Genomic DNA, 15,057 nt, shown 5'->3' with positions numbered 1-15,057 from the left:
GCGGATGCTGTTCCCGTGGTCCCTGCGCCGCCGCGCTACGCGTGCGCGGCCTCGATCTCGGCCGCACGAGTGCGCAGGATGTCGACCACGGTGCGCACCGCGAGGCGTTCCGCCACGTCGGGTCGCAGCAGCGCGACGATGTCGCGTTCGGCATCCACTCCCCGCAGAGGCTTCAGGATGACGCGACTCGGGTCGATGCCCCCCGAGGTGTAGCGCGGGATGAGCGAGATGCCGAGCCCCGCCGCCACGAACGACTCCACCATGCGCAGGTCGCTGATGCGCTGGAACACCGTCGCGCGGTGCCCGGCCACCTGCTCGATGTCGTGCAGGATGCGCTCGAACGGGAAGCCGACGGGCACCCCGATCCACGGATCGTCGATCACGTCGGCCGGCGTCAGGTAGCTGCGACCGGCGAGCCGATGATCGGGCGGGATGGCGATGTCGAGGGGCTCGATCATGAGCGGCACCGCACGCAGCCCGCGCCCGCCCCAGGCGCGCGTGCCGCGCAGCGAGTGCGCCAGCACGATGTCGAAGTCGGCGGTGAGCGAGGGGAAGTCGAGAAGCTCGGCGTCGCCATCGGAGCAGTGCACCACGAGACCGGGGATCAGCGACACGTCGGCGAGGACGCCGGGCAGCAGCACCTGACCGGCCGACGGGAACGTGGCCAGGCGCACCTCGCCGCTCGGATGGTTGCGGAACTCGTCCCACAGGGCCGTGGCCCGCTCGAGTGCGACGGCCACGTCGGTCGCGCTGCGGGCCAGCGCTATGCCTGCGCCGGTGAGCTGGATGCCACGACCGACGCGTTCGGTCAGCGGCATCCCGGCCTCCCGCTCGAGCACCTTCAGCTGCTGCGACACCGCCGACGGCGTGCGATGGGTCGCCTCCGCCACAGCTGTGACGCTTCCGCGTTCCGACAGTTCACGGAGCAGATCGAGTCGTCGAACATCCATGTAGTCAACCTACATCCACTATGCAGAACCATTCGATTGTGCTGCATGGTTCGGGAGAGCAGAATCAAAGTACCCACCCAACTCGAAAGGCTCCATCATGATCGCGCTCCTCGTCATCCTCGGCATCATCGCGGTCGGCGCCATCGCCGGGACCATCACCCTTCTCGCGTCGGACGGCTACGGCCGCACCCCCAAGCGCGAGTACGTCCGCATCTTCTAAGAGGAAAGCGGGCATTCGCATCCGCTCGGTTCGCCGCACAGACGAACCACGGATGCGCTGAGGCCGCCACCACGCCAGGGACGGCGCGGGAGGCGGGCTTTCTCATCGGCGGCCGCTTGCCGCGCCACGGGCGCCGGGCATAGCGTGACAACCCTCGGCGATTCTCGCGAACGGGGGATGTAGTGGCGCATCTGGTGGACACCATGACTGCCGTGGGCCCGCGCCCGGTCGCAGGCATCTGAGCGGGGCGCGGATGCCGGAGCGCACCCCGACGGACGCCGAGCTGCGTCCGTTCCTCGTGGGACTGGCCGAGGGGATGACCGCGGCCGGCGAGTCCGTCGACAGGGTCGGCAGGATCATGCACGAGATCGCCGCCGCCTACGGGGCGCCGGGCACGGGTTTCGTCGTGCTGCCGACGGTGATCCTGGTGCAGACCGGCCCCGCGGCCGACACCCATGTCGCGATCTCGACGCAGGTGCGATCCGGACTGCGTTTCGACCAGATCGCTCAGCTCTACAGGCTCATCCACCGGGCACAGGACGGCAGCGTCGACCCTGCCGACGGCATCCGCGAGCTCAATGCCATCGGGGAGGCGAAGCCCCGCTTCGGTTGGGTTCTGCGCACCCTCGGTCACGGTATCCTGACCCTCGGTCTCGGCCTGCTGCTGTTCCCGACGGTGGAGGGAGCCGTGCTCGCGTTCCTCCTGGGTCTGTTGGTCGGGCTCATGAAGCTGGTGCGATCGTCGACGCTCGACCTGATCTTCCCGATCGTGGCCGCCTTCACCAGCTCGCTGGCGGTGTTCCTCCTCGCCGACGTGTTCGACCTGTCCGATCCGCTGCTGGTGCTGATCCCACCGCTCGTGACCTTCCTGCCGGGCGGGTTGCTCACGACGGGAACCGTCGAACTCGCGAGCGGCCAGATGATCGCCGGCGCGAGCCGACTGGTCAGCGGGCTCGTGCAGTTGGCGCTGCTCACCTTCGGTATCCTCGCTGCAGGCACGCTGGTCGGCGTCGACGACTACAGCTACCTGTCTGAGAGCACTCCGGCGCATGAGTGGTGGCTGCCGGTGCTCGGCCTGCTGCTGTTCGCAGTCGGCAACTACCTGCACTTCTCGGCGCCGGCGAAGACCTTCGGCTGGGTGCTGCTGGTGCTGGTCGTCGCCTACATCGGGCAGTTCGTCGGCAGCGTGTTCTTCGGGGCGAGCCTGAGCGGCTTCTTCGGGGCCGTTCTGATGACTCCGGTGGTGCTCTGGATCGACTCGCTGCGCCACGGCGCCCCGTCGCAGATCACCTTCCTGCCGGCGTTCTGGCTACTGGTGCCCGGGGCGGCGGGGCTGATCGGCGTGACGGAGCTGCTCGGCGCCGACCAGAGCGCCCAAGACCTGAGTTCTGCGCTCAGCACGGTGATCTCGATCGCCCTCGGCGTGCTCATCGGTACGGCGGTGTACCGCACAGTGCGTTTCGGGGCTCAGGAGATCGGCCAGTTCCACATCGACCTCCCCGCTGTCGTGGCACCACAGAAGCCCGGAACGCCGGGCTTCTGGAAGCGCGTATTCCGACGCGGGCAATAGAGTTGACGCCGTGACTGACGCGCGCACCAAGCTCATCGAACTCATCTCATCGGATGCCGTGTTCCACGGTGACTTCACCCTGACGAGCGGCAAGAAGGCGACGTACTACGTCGACCTCCGCAAGGTCAGCCTCGACCACCGCGCCGCGCCTCTCATCGGCCAGGTCATGCTCGACCTCATCGCCGAGATCCCCGACGTCGCCGCCGTCGGAGGCATGACCATGGGAGCCGACCCCGTGGCATCCGCGATCCTGCACCAGGGCGTGGCCCGCGGTCTCGCCTACGACGCCTTCGTCGTGCGCAAGGAGCCGAAGGACCACGGCCGTGGTCGCCAGGTCGAGGGTCCCGAGCTCGCCGGCAAGCGCGTGATCGTGCTCGAGGACACGTCGACCACCGGCGGATCGCCGCTGAAGGCGATCGAGGCGTTGCGAAAGGTCGGCGCGGAGATCGCCGCCGTGGCCGTCGTCGTCGACCGCGACACCGGCGCCCGCGAGATCATCGAGGCCGAGGGCGTCCCCTACTTCTACGCCATCGGACTCGACGACCTGGGCCTGCGCGATGCCTGACGGTCCCGACCAGCACGACGGGCACGTCGAACCCGACGCCGACACTGAGCACGATCCCGAGATCGGCGGGGCCGAGTGGCTGCTCGCTCAACTCTCCGGCGGTCGTCGAGCACGTCGAGAGGTCGAGCCCGAGGCGCCGAACCCGGCGCCCGCTGCCGCCGAGGACGAGGCGGTCATCCCGGTCTGGTACGCGGCACCGAGCGCCACGGGCACGGTTGCAGCGGAGCCGTCGGAACCAGCGGCGCCAGCAGCGCCAGCAGAGCCAGTAGCGCCAGCAGAGCCACTGGCCTCAGCCGTATCCGAGCCGGAGCCCCAGGTCGAGCCGGAGCCCCAGCCCGAACTCGAGCCCGAGGCGGAACCCCAGCCTGCGCCTGAGGCGGAAGCCGAGCCCGAGTCCGCCGCCCCGGTCGCCCGCGCGGCCGGGGCGTCCTCGGCCGTGTGGTCGCTGTTCGCCGACTTCGACACCGATGAGCCGGCCCAGCCCGCTCCGGTGGAATCCGATCAGGACTCCGACCCCGCCCAGGCGCACGATTCCGACGACGACGCCTCGACGTCGAGCGTCGAGACCGAGGAGGAGGCAGCCGCTGCTGCCGGATTCCACTGGGGTCTGCGAGCCGGCGAGGATCCGGCCAAGTACTCGTCAGCGGATGCCGCCGCCGACGCTGCGCCGTTCCTTCCCGCCCCGTTCGTCGCGGCCCCGTTCGTCGCGCCGGTCTTCGGGGCGCCGGCCGCCGAACCGCCGCGTTTCCCCACCCCGGTTCCACCGCCGCCCGTCGAGGATGAGCCCGAGCCGGAGCCCGAGCCCGAGCCCGAGCCCGAGCCCGAGCCCGAGCCCGAGCCGGACGACGCGGAGCCCGCGGCCGCTTCAGCCCCAGAGACTTCCGACCCGATCGATTTCGCCGACGCCGACACCGCGGCGACGGCCCTCCTCGCCACAGCCGAGTCGGAGCAGTCGTCGTTCATCGACACCCAGGCGGCGAACCCTGCGCTCAGCGGCCTGGTGCTACCCCCGGCCGCTCTCGTCGCGCCGCCCGCATTCGCGGCTGCATCCGACCCGTCCGATGATGCGGCGAACCAGATCCCCGGTGCAGCGAACGACGCCGGTGGGGCGGATGACGCCCAGGTGCCGACCGACGTCGACTCCACGAGCGACGGCACACCGCCGGGCGGCACTCCGCCTGATGGCACGCCCCCTAGAGGCAAGCCGCCGGTCGACCGCCGCCTGCTCTGGATCGTCGGCGTGCTCGGGCTCGTCGTCGTGCTCGTCGGCCTGTTCTTCCTCGGCACCCGCCTCCCGACCATGTTCGGGGCGGCCCCGACGCCCACGCCGAGTGCGTCGAAGACTCCGACCCCCACGCCGACCCCCACCGTCGCTCCCGAGGTGACGGGTCCGGCCGCGGCAGGAGAGCACCCCTGGGACCAGCTCGGTGGAGGCGAGTGCATCGACCCGTACACCGGGCCGTGGGCCGAGACCTTCACTGTCGTCGATTGCGCCGCGCCGCATGCCGCGCAGCTCGTCTACCGCGGCACCTTCAGCGGCGACGCCACGACGGCGTTCCCCGGCGAAGAGGCCTTGGCATCGCAGATCAACCTGCTCTGCAGTGCTCCCGGCGTCATCGACGTGAACGCCGCAGGCGGCTACCCCGATCTGCAGCTGCAGGGCAGCTTCCCGGTCACCGAGGAGCAGTGGACCACCACGAAGCGCTACTACTACTGCTTCGTCTCCCGCTCGGGTGGCGAGCCCATCACGGCGAGCGTCGCCGGACCAGGTCCGGCGGCCTGACCCGTGACAGGTCGCGTGCTCGTCCTGGGATCCCTCAACGTCGACTCCACGAGTTACGTCGCCGACTTCCCGGCGCCCGGTGAGACGATCCCGAGCACGGGCTACGCCGTGGCGCTGGGGGGCAAGGGCACCAACCAGGCCGTTGCCGCGCACCTGGCCGGGGCATCCGTCGACCTCGTCGCCCGTGTCGGAACCGACGCCGCGGCCACCTTCGCGCTCGAGACCGTGCGCGGGTTCGGGCTCGCCCTCGATGCCATCGACTCGGTTCCGGATGCCGCGACGGGCGTCGCCCAGATCACGGTCGCCTCCTCCGGCGAGAACACCGTGATCGTCTCGGCCGGGGCCAACGCCTTCGTCACGGCCGCCGCCGTGGAGCAGCACCGCTGGGATGTGGCCGCTGCGGATGTCGCCCTCACGCAGGGCGAACTGCCCGTCGAGGCCGTCGAGCGGCTGGCCATGCTGAGCTCGGAGGTCGGCACCCGCTTCGTGCTCAACCTCGCGCCGCCGGTGCAGATCTCCGCGGTCGCCCTCGCCGTCTGCGATCCGCTGGTCGTCAACCAGCACGAGGCCGTCGCCCTGGGCATCGGCGACTCCGAGACCGCAGGGCTCGCAGCCTGGCGTGCTGTCGCCGAATCCGTCGCGGGGCGACTCTGCCGCTCGGTCGTCATCACGCTCGGAGCCGAGGGAGCGGTCTCGGCCGCCGGACCGGAGTCGGCATCCGTCGTCGACGCCGACGCCGACGCCGTCGACACCGAAGTCACGTCGCGCAGCTCGCAGTGCGAGGCGCCGCGGGTCACCGCCGTCGACAGCACGGGGGCCGGCGACTGCTTCACGGGAACTCTCGCCGCGTTCCTCTCGGAGGGGCGATCACTGGGCGACGCGGTCGCCATCGCCGTCGCCGCGGGAGCGCTCTCGGTCACCTCCCGCGGAACCGTCGGCTCCTATGCCGGGCGCGTGGACCTGCTGGCGTTCGCCGACCGGATGGGGATGGCGTGACCGATCGCATCCCGGTGATCATCGACTGCGATCCGGGTCACGACGACGTCTTCGCGTTGTGGCTGGCCGCTGGCAGCGAGCTCCTCGACCTGCGGGCCGTCACTGCCGTCGGCGGCAACGGCACCCTCGTGCACACCGAGCGCAACGCCCGCATCGCCCTCGGTGTCGCCGGGGTGACCGGTGTCCCTGTCGCAGCCGGCGCCGATCGTCCCCTCGTGCGCGAGCTCGTCACAGCCGAGTGGATCCACGGCGAGAACGGCCTCGGCGGACCGGCGCTGCCCGAGCCGACAGTGCTCCTCGACCCGCGTCCGGCCGTCGAGCTGATGGCCGACGTGATCGCAGCATCCGTCGAGCCCGTCGCCATCATCGCCACGGGCCCGATCACCAACGTGGCCGAGCTGCTGCGCGATCGCCCCGAGACGGCATCCGGAATCCGAGAGATCGTGTGGATGGGCGGCTCCACGGGCCGCGGCAATGTCACGCCCGCGGCCGAGTTCAACGCCTGGGTCGATCCCGAAGCCCTCGCCATCGTGCTCGCCCGCGGCGTGCGCTTCACGATGGTCGGCCTGAACGTCACCCACGAGGCCCTCGTGACGCCAGAGGTGCGCCGTCGCATCGCGGCCGTCGGCAATGCCACGTCGGCATTCGGAGCCGAGCTGCTCGACTTCTTCTGCGCCACCAACGACGAGGTGTTCGGGCTGCCAGACGGCCCGCTGCACGATCCCGTGGCCGTGGCCGTCCTCGCGGCTCCGGACGCCGTCCGCACTGTCTTCACCCGCCTCGATGTCGAGGTCGCCGGCGTCCACACGGCCGGCGCCACCCTCGTCGACCTCGACGGCATGCTCGACCGTCCGGCGAACGCCCATGTGGCCGTCGGCCTCGACGTGCCCCGCTTCTGGGACGCCGTCGAGGCCGCGATCGGCCGGCTCGCGTAGGGACCACCGCTCCGGTCCGCTTCCGCGCGCCGGCAGTGACCCTCCGCGGGTAGGGACTCCCGCTCGCAGGATCCAGCTCGCACGATCCCGCTGGCAGAGACAGCGACGACCTCGCCGTCGAAGCCGAGGAACCCGGCGCGACCCTGCGTACGCTGGAGTGATGAGCACCCCACTGGCAGACGTCTCCCTCGGCCTCGCGGGCGCCCTCGACCGCGCCGCCATCCGTGAGCTGGCCGTCGCCGCCGAGGCGGCGGGACTGCACGCACTCTGGTTGAACGACACCCCCGACGGCGAGGCGCTCGCCGGGCTCGCCGCCGCTGCGGAGGTCACCGATCATCTGGTGCTGGCGACGGGGGTGATCCCGTTCGACAGGCGTCCGGCATCCGTCATCGCCGAGCGGGTACGCGATCTCGCACTTCCGCAGGAGCGCCTCGTGCTCGGCGTCGGCTCTGGAGCCGCTCGGCGCCCGCTGGCCCTGGTGAGCCCGCAGCTCGACGAATTGCAGCGCAGCGTCGAGGCGCCGGTGCTGCTCGGGGCGCTCGGTCCGAAGATGCGCGAGCTGGCAGCGACGCGCGCTTCAGGTGCGCTGCTCAGCTGGCTGCCGCCGGCCGTGGCCGCCGAGACTGCTGCCGAGCTGCGGGAGACGGCGACGGATGCCGACAGTCCGCGCCCGCGCGCCGTGCTCTACGCCCGCGGCATCGTCGAGTCCGCCGCGGCCGAGGCTCTCGCCGAGGAGTCGGCGCGCTACGCGTCGTATCCGAGCTACGCCGCGAACTTCGACAGGCTCGGCATCTCGGCCGAGGACACCACCATCTCCGGAACGACCGCGGAGACCCTGCGGGCGCGCGTGGGCGACTATCGCAGCGGCGTGGACGAACTCGTCTTCAGGGCCATCACGGCCGAGGGATCCACGCCGGCCTACCGTCGCATCATCGACGCTCTGGCTGCAGCAGTCGCCCGCTGAGCGCGATCACACCTCGGACTCGATCGGCTCCTTCGCCACGAGTTCGTGCACTCCGCTGAGGATCTCGTCGGGACGGAACGGGTACCGGTTGATCTCGGCCTCGTCGCTGATGCCCGTCATCACGAGGATGGTGTGCAGGCCGGCCTCGATGCCCGCGACGATGTCGGTGTCCATGCGGTCGCCGATCATGGCCGTGTTCTCGGAGTGGGCGCCGATGCGGTTCATCGCCGAGCGGAACATCATCGGGTTCGGCTTGCCGACGACGTACGGGTCCTTGCCCGTCGCCTTGGTGATGAGTGCCGCGATGGCTCCGGTCGCCGGCAGCGGGCCGTCGGCGCTCGGGCCGGTGGCATCCGGGTTGGTGACGATGAAACGCGAGCCTGCCGCGATGAGCCTGATGGCCTTGGTGATGGCCTCGAACGAGTAGTTGCGCGTCTCACCGACCACCACGTAGTCGGGGTCGGTCTCGGTCATGATGAACCCGGCTTCGTGCAGTGCCGTCGTGATGCCGGCCTCGCCGATGACGAAGGCCGATCCGCCGGGGATCTGCGAGGCGCAGAAGTCGGCTGTGGCCAGTGCGCTGGTCCAGATGCGCTCCTCGGGCACGATCAGGCCGGATGCACGAAGACGCGCGCTGAGGTCGCGCGGCGTGAAGATGGAGTTGTTCGTGAGCACGAGGTACGGGGCGTCCTGGTCGCGCCACTGCTGCAGCAGGGCGGCCGCGCCGGGGAGGGGCTCGTTCTCATGGACGAGCACGCCATCCATGTCTGTCAGCCAGCATTCGATCTCGTCACGACGGTGCATGGCACCAGCCTAGAGCGTGACCCAGATCGACGAGAGCGCGTCCTCCGACAGCTCGAGGCGAGTGCCGTCCGGCAGCTCCAGGCCGTCGATCGTGAGGGCGACCCTGGCGTCGGGCCCGATGCCGGCATCCGCCAGTACCCGCAGCAGTCCGGGGTCCCTGTCGCTGATGCGCACGACGTCTCCGGCATGCCCGGCCGGTGCTTCGGAGAGCAGCACCGATGGCACGCGAACCGTGCTGCCGTCGGCCTGCGGGATCGGATCGCCGTGCGGATCGCGGGTGGGGCGGCCGAGGTGGGCGTCGATGGCCTCCAGCAGCCTGTCGCTGATGGAGTGCTCGAGCACCTCGGCCTCGTCGTGCACGGCGTCCCAGTCGTAGCCCATGTCGCGCACCAGCCAGGTCTCGACCAGCCGGTGACGGCGCACGACGCCGAGAGCGCGTGCGAGTCCGGCATCCGTCAGCACGATGGCCCCGTACGGCCGGTGGCTGACGAGGCCCTGCGCGGCGAGCTTCTTCACCATCTCGGTGACCGACGACGGCGCGACGGCTAGCCGGGTCGCGAGCACGGACGGCGTGATCGGGTCTGGCTGCCACTCCGTGTGCGCGTGGATCGTCTTGAGGTAGTCCTCGGCCGCGGGAGAGGTGGTCGCCATCGGAATCAGACTATCCGCACGCTCAGGCCGTGAAGACGAGCCAGAGCAGCACGCCGTTGAGGGTCACGAGGAACACGGATGCCGCCACTCCGGCCGCCGTCGTCGCCCAGTGGTTGCGCCAGCGGCCGAGAACACTCGACCGTGCCGTGAGGATGACGAGCGGGATCAGGGCGAACGGGATTCCGAACGACAGCACCACCTGGCTGAGCACCAGCGCGAGCGTCGGGTCGAAGCCGAGGGCGAGCACGATGAGCGCCGGGATCAGGGTGACGAGACGGCGGGTGAGCAGCGGGATGCGGGCGTGCAGCAGCCCCGACATGATCTCGGCACCGGCGTAGGCGCCGACCGAGGTCGACGCGAGTCCCGAGGCCAGCAGGCCGACGGCGAACAGGGTGGCGACCGCCGGGCCGAGCGAGGCGCCGATGGCGGCGTAGGCGCCCTCGAGGCTGTCCGTGCCGGCGATTCCGGAGAGGTTGGCGGCGGCCAGCAGCAGGATGCAGAGGTTCACGGTGCCCGCGATGGCCATGGCGATCGACACGTCCCAGCGGGTGGCGTGCAGGAGTCGCCTGGTGCTCAGACGACCGTTCGCGGTGTCGGCCACTGTCGCGGCGCTGTCGTTCAGCACCGGCGCTGTCGACGTTTCGACCGCGCCGCGGGGATTCGGCAGCGCGCTGTCGGCATCAGCGCGTTCCCGGGCGGCATCCGCGTCGCCGAACCTGTCCCGCGACAGTGCCGAGTGCGCGTAGATGGCGTGCGGCATGATCGTGGCGCCGAGGATGGACGCGGCGAGAAGCACGGAGCCCGAGTCCTCGAAGCGGGGGACCAGCCCGCCCAGTACGCTTCCGGGCTCGGGCGGGGCTATCACGACGCCCAGGCTGAAGCCGATGGCGATGATGACGACCAGTCCCATGATGATGAACTCGAAGGTGCGCGGACCGCGTCTGCTGTGCACGGCGAGCAGTACGAGGGACACGAGGCCGGTGATGAGGCCGCCGACGACGAGAGGGGTGCCGAACAACAAGTTGAGCGCCACGGCACCGCCGATGACCTCGGCGAGGTCGGTGGCCATGGCCACGAGTTCGGCCTGCAGCCAGTACGCGATGCGAGCGGGACGGCGACGGATGCGGCGGCCGAGCACCTGCGGCAGGCTCTGCCCGGTGACGATCCCGAGCTTGGCCGACAGGTACTGGATGAGCCAGGCCATGACGTTCGCCAGCGCGACCACCCAGACCAGCAGGTAGCCATAGCGGGCGCCGGCAGTCATGTTGCTGGCGACGTTGCCCGGATCGAGGTAGGCGACGCCGGCGACGAGCGCCGGGCCGATCAGCCAGACGACGCGGGTGCCCGCCGCGGAGCGCGGTGGGCGTTGGCGTGGCTGGCGAGGGCGTGGAGGGCGCGGGCGCGGCGCGCGCGCGACTGCGTCGCGAGCATCCCGGGGCGTCGTCGCCACCACATCTTTCGGCACACCGAAACCCTAGCTCCTTTTAGGGGACCCGAAAAGGTCGCCCTGCCGCCGTATGAAGGCAATTCTGCCGCCGTGTGAAGGCACTCGCGCCGCCGTGTGAAGGCATGCCGCTGCCGATCCGCGGAATGGCGGGGGAGCTGCGTGCAGGATGCCTTCACACGGCGGCAGCGCCGTAGCCTTGGGGAGTGCCCGACACCGAGACGCCAGAGCCGAACCCGACCGCAGCGCCGACACCAGCGCCGACCCCGACGAACGAGCTCAGCACCCACGGCGTCGGCCCCTGGCCCGGTGGCGAGGCCGAGTGGCCGGACGAGCCCCGGCTCGACCCCGAGCTGCTGCGCGACGGCGACACCCGCAACGTCATCGACCGCTACCGCTACTGGCGCATGGACGCCATCGTCGCCGACCTCGACGAGCACCGGCATCCGTTCCACGCGGCCATCGAGAACTGGCAGCACGACATGAACATCGGATCCATCGTGCGCAGTGCCAATGCCTTCGCCGCCGACACCGTGCACATCGTGGGCCGTCGGCGCTGGAACAAGCGCGGTGCCATGGTCACCGATCGCTACCAGCACGTGCTCAACCACCCCGACGTCGCCGACCTGGTCGCCTGGGCGCGCGCCCGCGACCTCCCGATCATCGCCGTCGACAACGTGCCGGGATCCGTGCCCATCGAGACCTTCGACTGGCCCGAGCGCTGCATCCTGCTGTTCGGGCAGGAGGGTCCCGGTATGAGCGACGAGGCCATCGCCGCGGCGGATGCCGTGGTCGAGATCACGCAGTACGGCTCGACCCGCTCGATCAACGCCAGTGCCGCCGCCGCCGTCGCGATGCATTCGTGGGTGCTGCAATGGGGAGCGCGTCAACCCCTGACGCCGTGACGGCTGCCGTGGTTCCATGAATCCCATGGGGGAACTCGGCATCTGATGGACCGGCGCCTGCTCGACGAGCGCCTGGCCACCGTGCGCGTCACGGGAGGCACCGTCAGGGGTGTGCGGGTCGGCCGCAGCAGGGTGTGGCGCGGTGTGCCGTATGCGGCGGCTCCAGTCGGCCCGCTGCGCTTCAGGGCCCCGCAACCCGTGCGGCCGTGGCCCGGCACCCGCGATGCGTCGAGCTACGGCCAGATCTCCCCGCAACTGGTGCGCACGGGCCTGGGCTCGCGCGCCACCGTGTCAGGCGGCGAGGACTGCCTGACCGCGAACATCAGATCCCCGATCCTCGGTCCACGCGAGGCCGGCCCGCTGCCGGTGACGGTGTTCATCCACGGCGGCGGCTACAGTTCCGGTTCGTCGCGCGACTTCTCGGGTCAGGGCGAGAGCTTCGTCGACAGTCGCCGGGTCGTCTACGTGAGCTTCAACTACAGGCTCGGGGCGCTCGGCTACCTCGACTTCAGCCGCTACTCGAGTCGCTCCCGCCGGTTCGACAGCAACCTGGGCCTGCGCGACCAGCTCGCCCTGCTGCGCTGGGTACAGGCGAACATCGCCGCGTTCGGCGGCGACCCGCACAGGGTCACGGTCTTCGGCGAGTCGGCCGGAGGCAATGCCGTCACCACGCTCATGGCGACGCCCAGTGCGCGCGGGTTGTTCGCTCGGGCCATCGCCCAGAGTCCGCCGTCGGATGCCGTCTACCCGGCGGACCGCACGGCGCAGTGGGCCGGCGAGTACGTCGAGATCCTGCGTTCGGTCATGGCTGAGCGTGCCGCGGGCGTGACCACGACGAACCTCCTCGCCGATGCCCCCGTCGGCGACCTCCTCACGGCGTGCGTCCGGCTGCAGATCCGCACGCCCGACCTGTATCCGGGGGAGTTCTGCCTGGCGCCGGTGATCGACGACGACCTCGTTCCCGAGAGCCCGATGTCGGCCTTCAGGGCGGGGCGGGCCCTCGGCATCCCCCTTATCATCGGCACCAACGACAGGGAGGGCTCCATCTTCCGAGGGCGCATCGACATCCTCCCGAGGAGTGCCGCGCGCATCGCGGCACTGTTCCGACAGGCCTCGCCGCAGGCCGGCGCGGCTCTGCGCCGGGCGTACCCGGGGCTCCCGGCTCGGAGGCCAGCCGCCGACCTCAGCGGGGACTTCGGGTTCTGGTACCCGAGCACGAGGGTCGCCGACCTGCACTCCCGGTACGCCCCGGTGTTCGCCTACCGCTTCGACTTCGCGCCGCGCCTGCTCCGGCTCGTCGGCCTCGACGCCACTCACGGTGTCGAGATGTTCGCGCTCTTCGACAGGCTCGACGAGCCCTTGGCCAGGGCCATGACATCGCTCGGCGGCAACGAGTCCTATGCCGCTGCCGGGGAACGGATGCGGCGCCACTGGCTCGCCTTCGCCGAGGGCGGCGAGCCCGAGTCGTCGTGGCCGCGCTACGAGGCGCAGTCGCGGCGCACGTTGATCATCGGCGACGTCGACAGGGTCGAGGCCGATCCGCGACGCGAGCGGCGGGAGGCATGGGAGCGCTTCGACCGCGGACTCGACGGGACCTGACGTCGAACCGAGCCTGGCGATATCGCCGCCGTCCACGCAAGTCGCGGACCCGGCGGCTCAAGGCCTAGTCGGTGCCGAGGTCGAAGGCCGAGCCCTCGTTGGCGGCATCCGTCGCTGCCTCGAGGTCGGTCTCGGGTGATCCGGCGAGGATCTCCGACGCCTCGCCCTCGGTGAGGTCGCCGACGAGAGCGGCGGTCGCGCCGCCGACGATGCCGAGGTGCGCGTACTGCTCCAGGCGGGCGCGCGAGTCGGCGATGTCGAGGTTGCGCATGGTCAGCTGGCCGATGCGGTCCTCGGGGCCGAAGGCGGCATCGCCGACACGCTCCATCGAGAGCTTGTCGGGGTGGTAGCTGAGCGACGGACCCGTGGTGTTCATGATCGTGTAGTCGTCGCCGCGGCGCAGACGCAGCGTGACCTCGCCTGTCACGGCCGACGCGACCCATTTGACGATCGACTCGCGCAGCATGAGCGACTGTGGGTCGAGCCACCGGCCCTCGTACATGAGGCGGCCGAGGCGACGGCCCTCGTTGTGGTAGTTCGCGATGGTGTCCTCGTTGTGGATCGCGTTGAGCAGCCGCTCGTAGGCGATGTGCAGGAGGGCCATGCCCGGAGCCTCGTAGATGCCGCGGCTCTTGGCCTCGATGATGCGGTTCTCGATCTGGTCCGAGACGCCGAGTCCGTGGCGACCGCCGATGCGATTGGCCTCGAGCACGAGCTTCACGGCATCGCCGTCGAAGTCATCCCCGTTGAGCGAGACGGGCCGGCCCTGCTCGAAGCGCAGCACGACGTCCTCGGTCTCGATCTCGACCTCGGGATCCCACGAGGCGACACCCATGATCGGCTCGACGCTCTCCACGCCGGTGTCGAGGTGTTCGAGGGTCTTGGCCTCGTGCGTGGCGCCCCAGATGTTGGAGTCGGTCGAGTACGCCTTCTCCACCGAGTCGCGGTAGGGGAGGTCGCGTGTGCTCAGCCACTCGCTCATCTCGGTGCGTCCGCCGAGCTCGGTGACGAAGTCGCGGTCGAGCCAGGGCTTGTAGATGCGCAGGCGCGGGTTGGCCATGAGGCCGTAGCGGTAGAACCGCTCGATGTCGTTGCCCTTGTAGGTCGATCCGTCACCCCAGATGTCGACGCCGTCGTCCATCATGGCGCGCACGAGCAGGGTTCCCGTCACGGCGCGACCGAGCGGCGTGGTGTTGAAGTACGTCTTTCCGCCGGAACGGATGTGGAACGCCCCGCACTGCAGGGCGACGAGGCCCTCCTCGACGAGAGCGGCCCGGCAGTCGACCAGGCGGGAGATCTCGGCGCCGTAGGCGATGGCCCGGCCGGGGACGGCCTCGACGTCGGGCTCATCGGGCTGGCCGAGGTCTGCGGTGTAGGTGCAGGGCACAGCACCCTTCTCTCGCATCCAGGCGACGGCCACGGAGGTATCGAGCCCTCCGGAGAATGCGATGCCGACGCGCTCGCCGACGGGAAGGGAGGTGAGGACCTTGGACATGCCTACGATTTTAGGGCGTCGCGGTGCCGGGGCAGTACCGGGCAGGCATCCACCCCGGTCAGGGGCCATTTGCGCCCCAGGAGTGCTTTCAGGGGCGTTGCGGATTCCGAAGGCATGGAGAGCGCTTTCATGCGTGAAAGATGCATTTCGCGACGAAATCCGTGGCCGGGACCCCT

The 15,057-nt window shown here is 70.4% G+C and carries 14 protein-coding genes; 9 read left to right on the top strand and 5 right to left on the bottom strand.

What is annotated here, in order from left to right; all coding sequences use genetic code 11:
- Positions 1–35: 35 nt before the first annotated feature.
- Entirely contained in the window at positions 36–950 is a 915-nt protein-coding gene (locus tag ASF30_RS05410) for a LysR family transcriptional regulator (protein ID WP_055902664.1), read from the bottom strand.
- Positions 951–1,047: 97 nt separating this feature from the next.
- Between ASF30_RS05410 and ASF30_RS23450 the strand changes: the two genes are divergently transcribed.
- From ASF30_RS23450 to ASF30_RS05380, 7 genes are all read left to right on the top strand, one after another.
- Positions 1,048–1,170, top strand: coding sequence for a hypothetical protein (locus tag ASF30_RS23450; protein ID WP_268765537.1), 123 nt, complete (start codon positions 1,048–1,050; stop codon positions 1,168–1,170).
- A 253-nt stretch (positions 1,171–1,423) separates the two neighbouring features.
- The gene (locus ASF30_RS05405; protein ID WP_055902659.1) at positions 1,424–2,740 is read left to right on the top strand and encodes a threonine/serine ThrE exporter family protein; all 1,317 of its coding nucleotides are present in this window, start codon (positions 1,424–1,426) and stop codon (positions 2,738–2,740) included.
- Positions 2,741–2,750: 10 nt separating this feature from the next.
- Complete coding sequence (pyrE, locus tag ASF30_RS05400; protein ID WP_055902656.1) at positions 2,751–3,305, top strand: orotate phosphoribosyltransferase; 555 nt, start codon at positions 2,751–2,753, stop codon at positions 3,303–3,305.
- On the top strand, positions 3,298–5,088 hold the full coding sequence (locus tag ASF30_RS05395) for a hypothetical protein (RefSeq protein ID WP_055902653.1): 1,791 nt from the start codon (positions 3,298–3,300) through the stop codon (positions 5,086–5,088). The genes pyrE and ASF30_RS05395 overlap by 8 nt, the downstream gene beginning before the upstream one ends.
- A gap of 3 nt (positions 5,089–5,091) precedes the next feature.
- On the top strand, positions 5,092–6,084 hold the full coding sequence (locus ASF30_RS05390) for a ribokinase (protein ID WP_082467486.1): 993 nt from the start codon (positions 5,092–5,094) through the stop codon (positions 6,082–6,084).
- Positions 6,081–7,019 carry a nucleoside hydrolase gene (locus ASF30_RS05385; RefSeq protein WP_055902646.1) on the top strand — a complete coding sequence of 313 codons (939 nt, stop codon included), beginning with the start codon at positions 6,081–6,083 and terminating at the stop codon, positions 7,017–7,019. The genes ASF30_RS05390 and ASF30_RS05385 overlap by 4 nt, the downstream gene beginning before the upstream one ends.
- 160 nt (positions 7,020–7,179) lie before the next feature.
- Entirely contained in the window at positions 7,180–7,983 is an 804-nt protein-coding gene (locus ASF30_RS05380; RefSeq protein WP_055902643.1) for an LLM class flavin-dependent oxidoreductase, read from the top strand.
- Between the two features lie 6 nt (positions 7,984–7,989).
- On the opposite strand, the gene ASF30_RS05375 is transcribed toward ASF30_RS05380, so the two are convergent.
- The 3 genes from ASF30_RS05375 to ASF30_RS05365 are packed head-to-tail and all read right to left on the bottom strand — an operon-like array spanning position 7,990 to position 10,765.
- Positions 7,990–8,787: an HAD-IIA family hydrolase gene (locus ASF30_RS05375; protein ID WP_055902640.1), complete on the bottom strand. Its 798-nt coding sequence runs from the start codon at positions 8,785–8,787 to the stop codon at positions 7,990–7,992.
- 9 nt (positions 8,788–8,796) lie between these two features.
- Entirely contained in the window at positions 8,797–9,438 is a 642-nt protein-coding gene (locus ASF30_RS05370) for a metal-dependent transcriptional regulator (RefSeq protein WP_055902637.1), read from the bottom strand.
- A 22-nt stretch (positions 9,439–9,460) separates the two neighbouring features.
- On the bottom strand, positions 9,461–10,765 hold the full coding sequence (locus ASF30_RS05365) for an Nramp family divalent metal transporter (RefSeq protein WP_055902714.1): 1,305 nt from the start codon (positions 10,763–10,765) through the stop codon (positions 9,461–9,463).
- A 323-nt stretch (positions 10,766–11,088) separates the two neighbouring features.
- Here ASF30_RS05365 and ASF30_RS05360 point away from each other — a divergent pair, with 323 nt between their 5' ends.
- Positions 11,089–11,787 carry a TrmH family RNA methyltransferase gene (locus ASF30_RS05360; protein WP_055902634.1) on the top strand — a complete coding sequence of 233 codons (699 nt, stop codon included), beginning with the start codon at positions 11,089–11,091 and terminating at the stop codon, positions 11,785–11,787.
- A 45-nt stretch (positions 11,788–11,832) separates the two neighbouring features.
- Positions 11,833–13,386, top strand: a complete 1,554-nt coding sequence (locus tag ASF30_RS05355) for a carboxylesterase/lipase family protein (RefSeq protein ID WP_055902629.1) — start codon at positions 11,833–11,835, stop codon at positions 13,384–13,386.
- Positions 13,387–13,450: 64 nt separating this feature from the next.
- Here the strand turns inward: ASF30_RS05355 and argG are convergent, their stop codons facing one another.
- Positions 13,451–14,881: an argininosuccinate synthase gene (gene argG, locus ASF30_RS05350; protein ID WP_055902626.1), complete on the bottom strand. Its 1,431-nt coding sequence runs from the start codon at positions 14,879–14,881 to the stop codon at positions 13,451–13,453.
- Between the last annotated feature and the right edge of the window lie 176 nt (positions 14,882–15,057).

It is taken from the genome of Leifsonia sp. Leaf264 (assembly GCF_001422325.1).
Taxonomy (GTDB): Bacteria; Actinomycetota; Actinomycetes; order Actinomycetales; family Microbacteriaceae; genus Orlajensenia.
The sequence above is the reverse complement of the archived record's forward strand: the minus strand, read 5'-3'. Positions and strand labels throughout refer to the sequence as shown.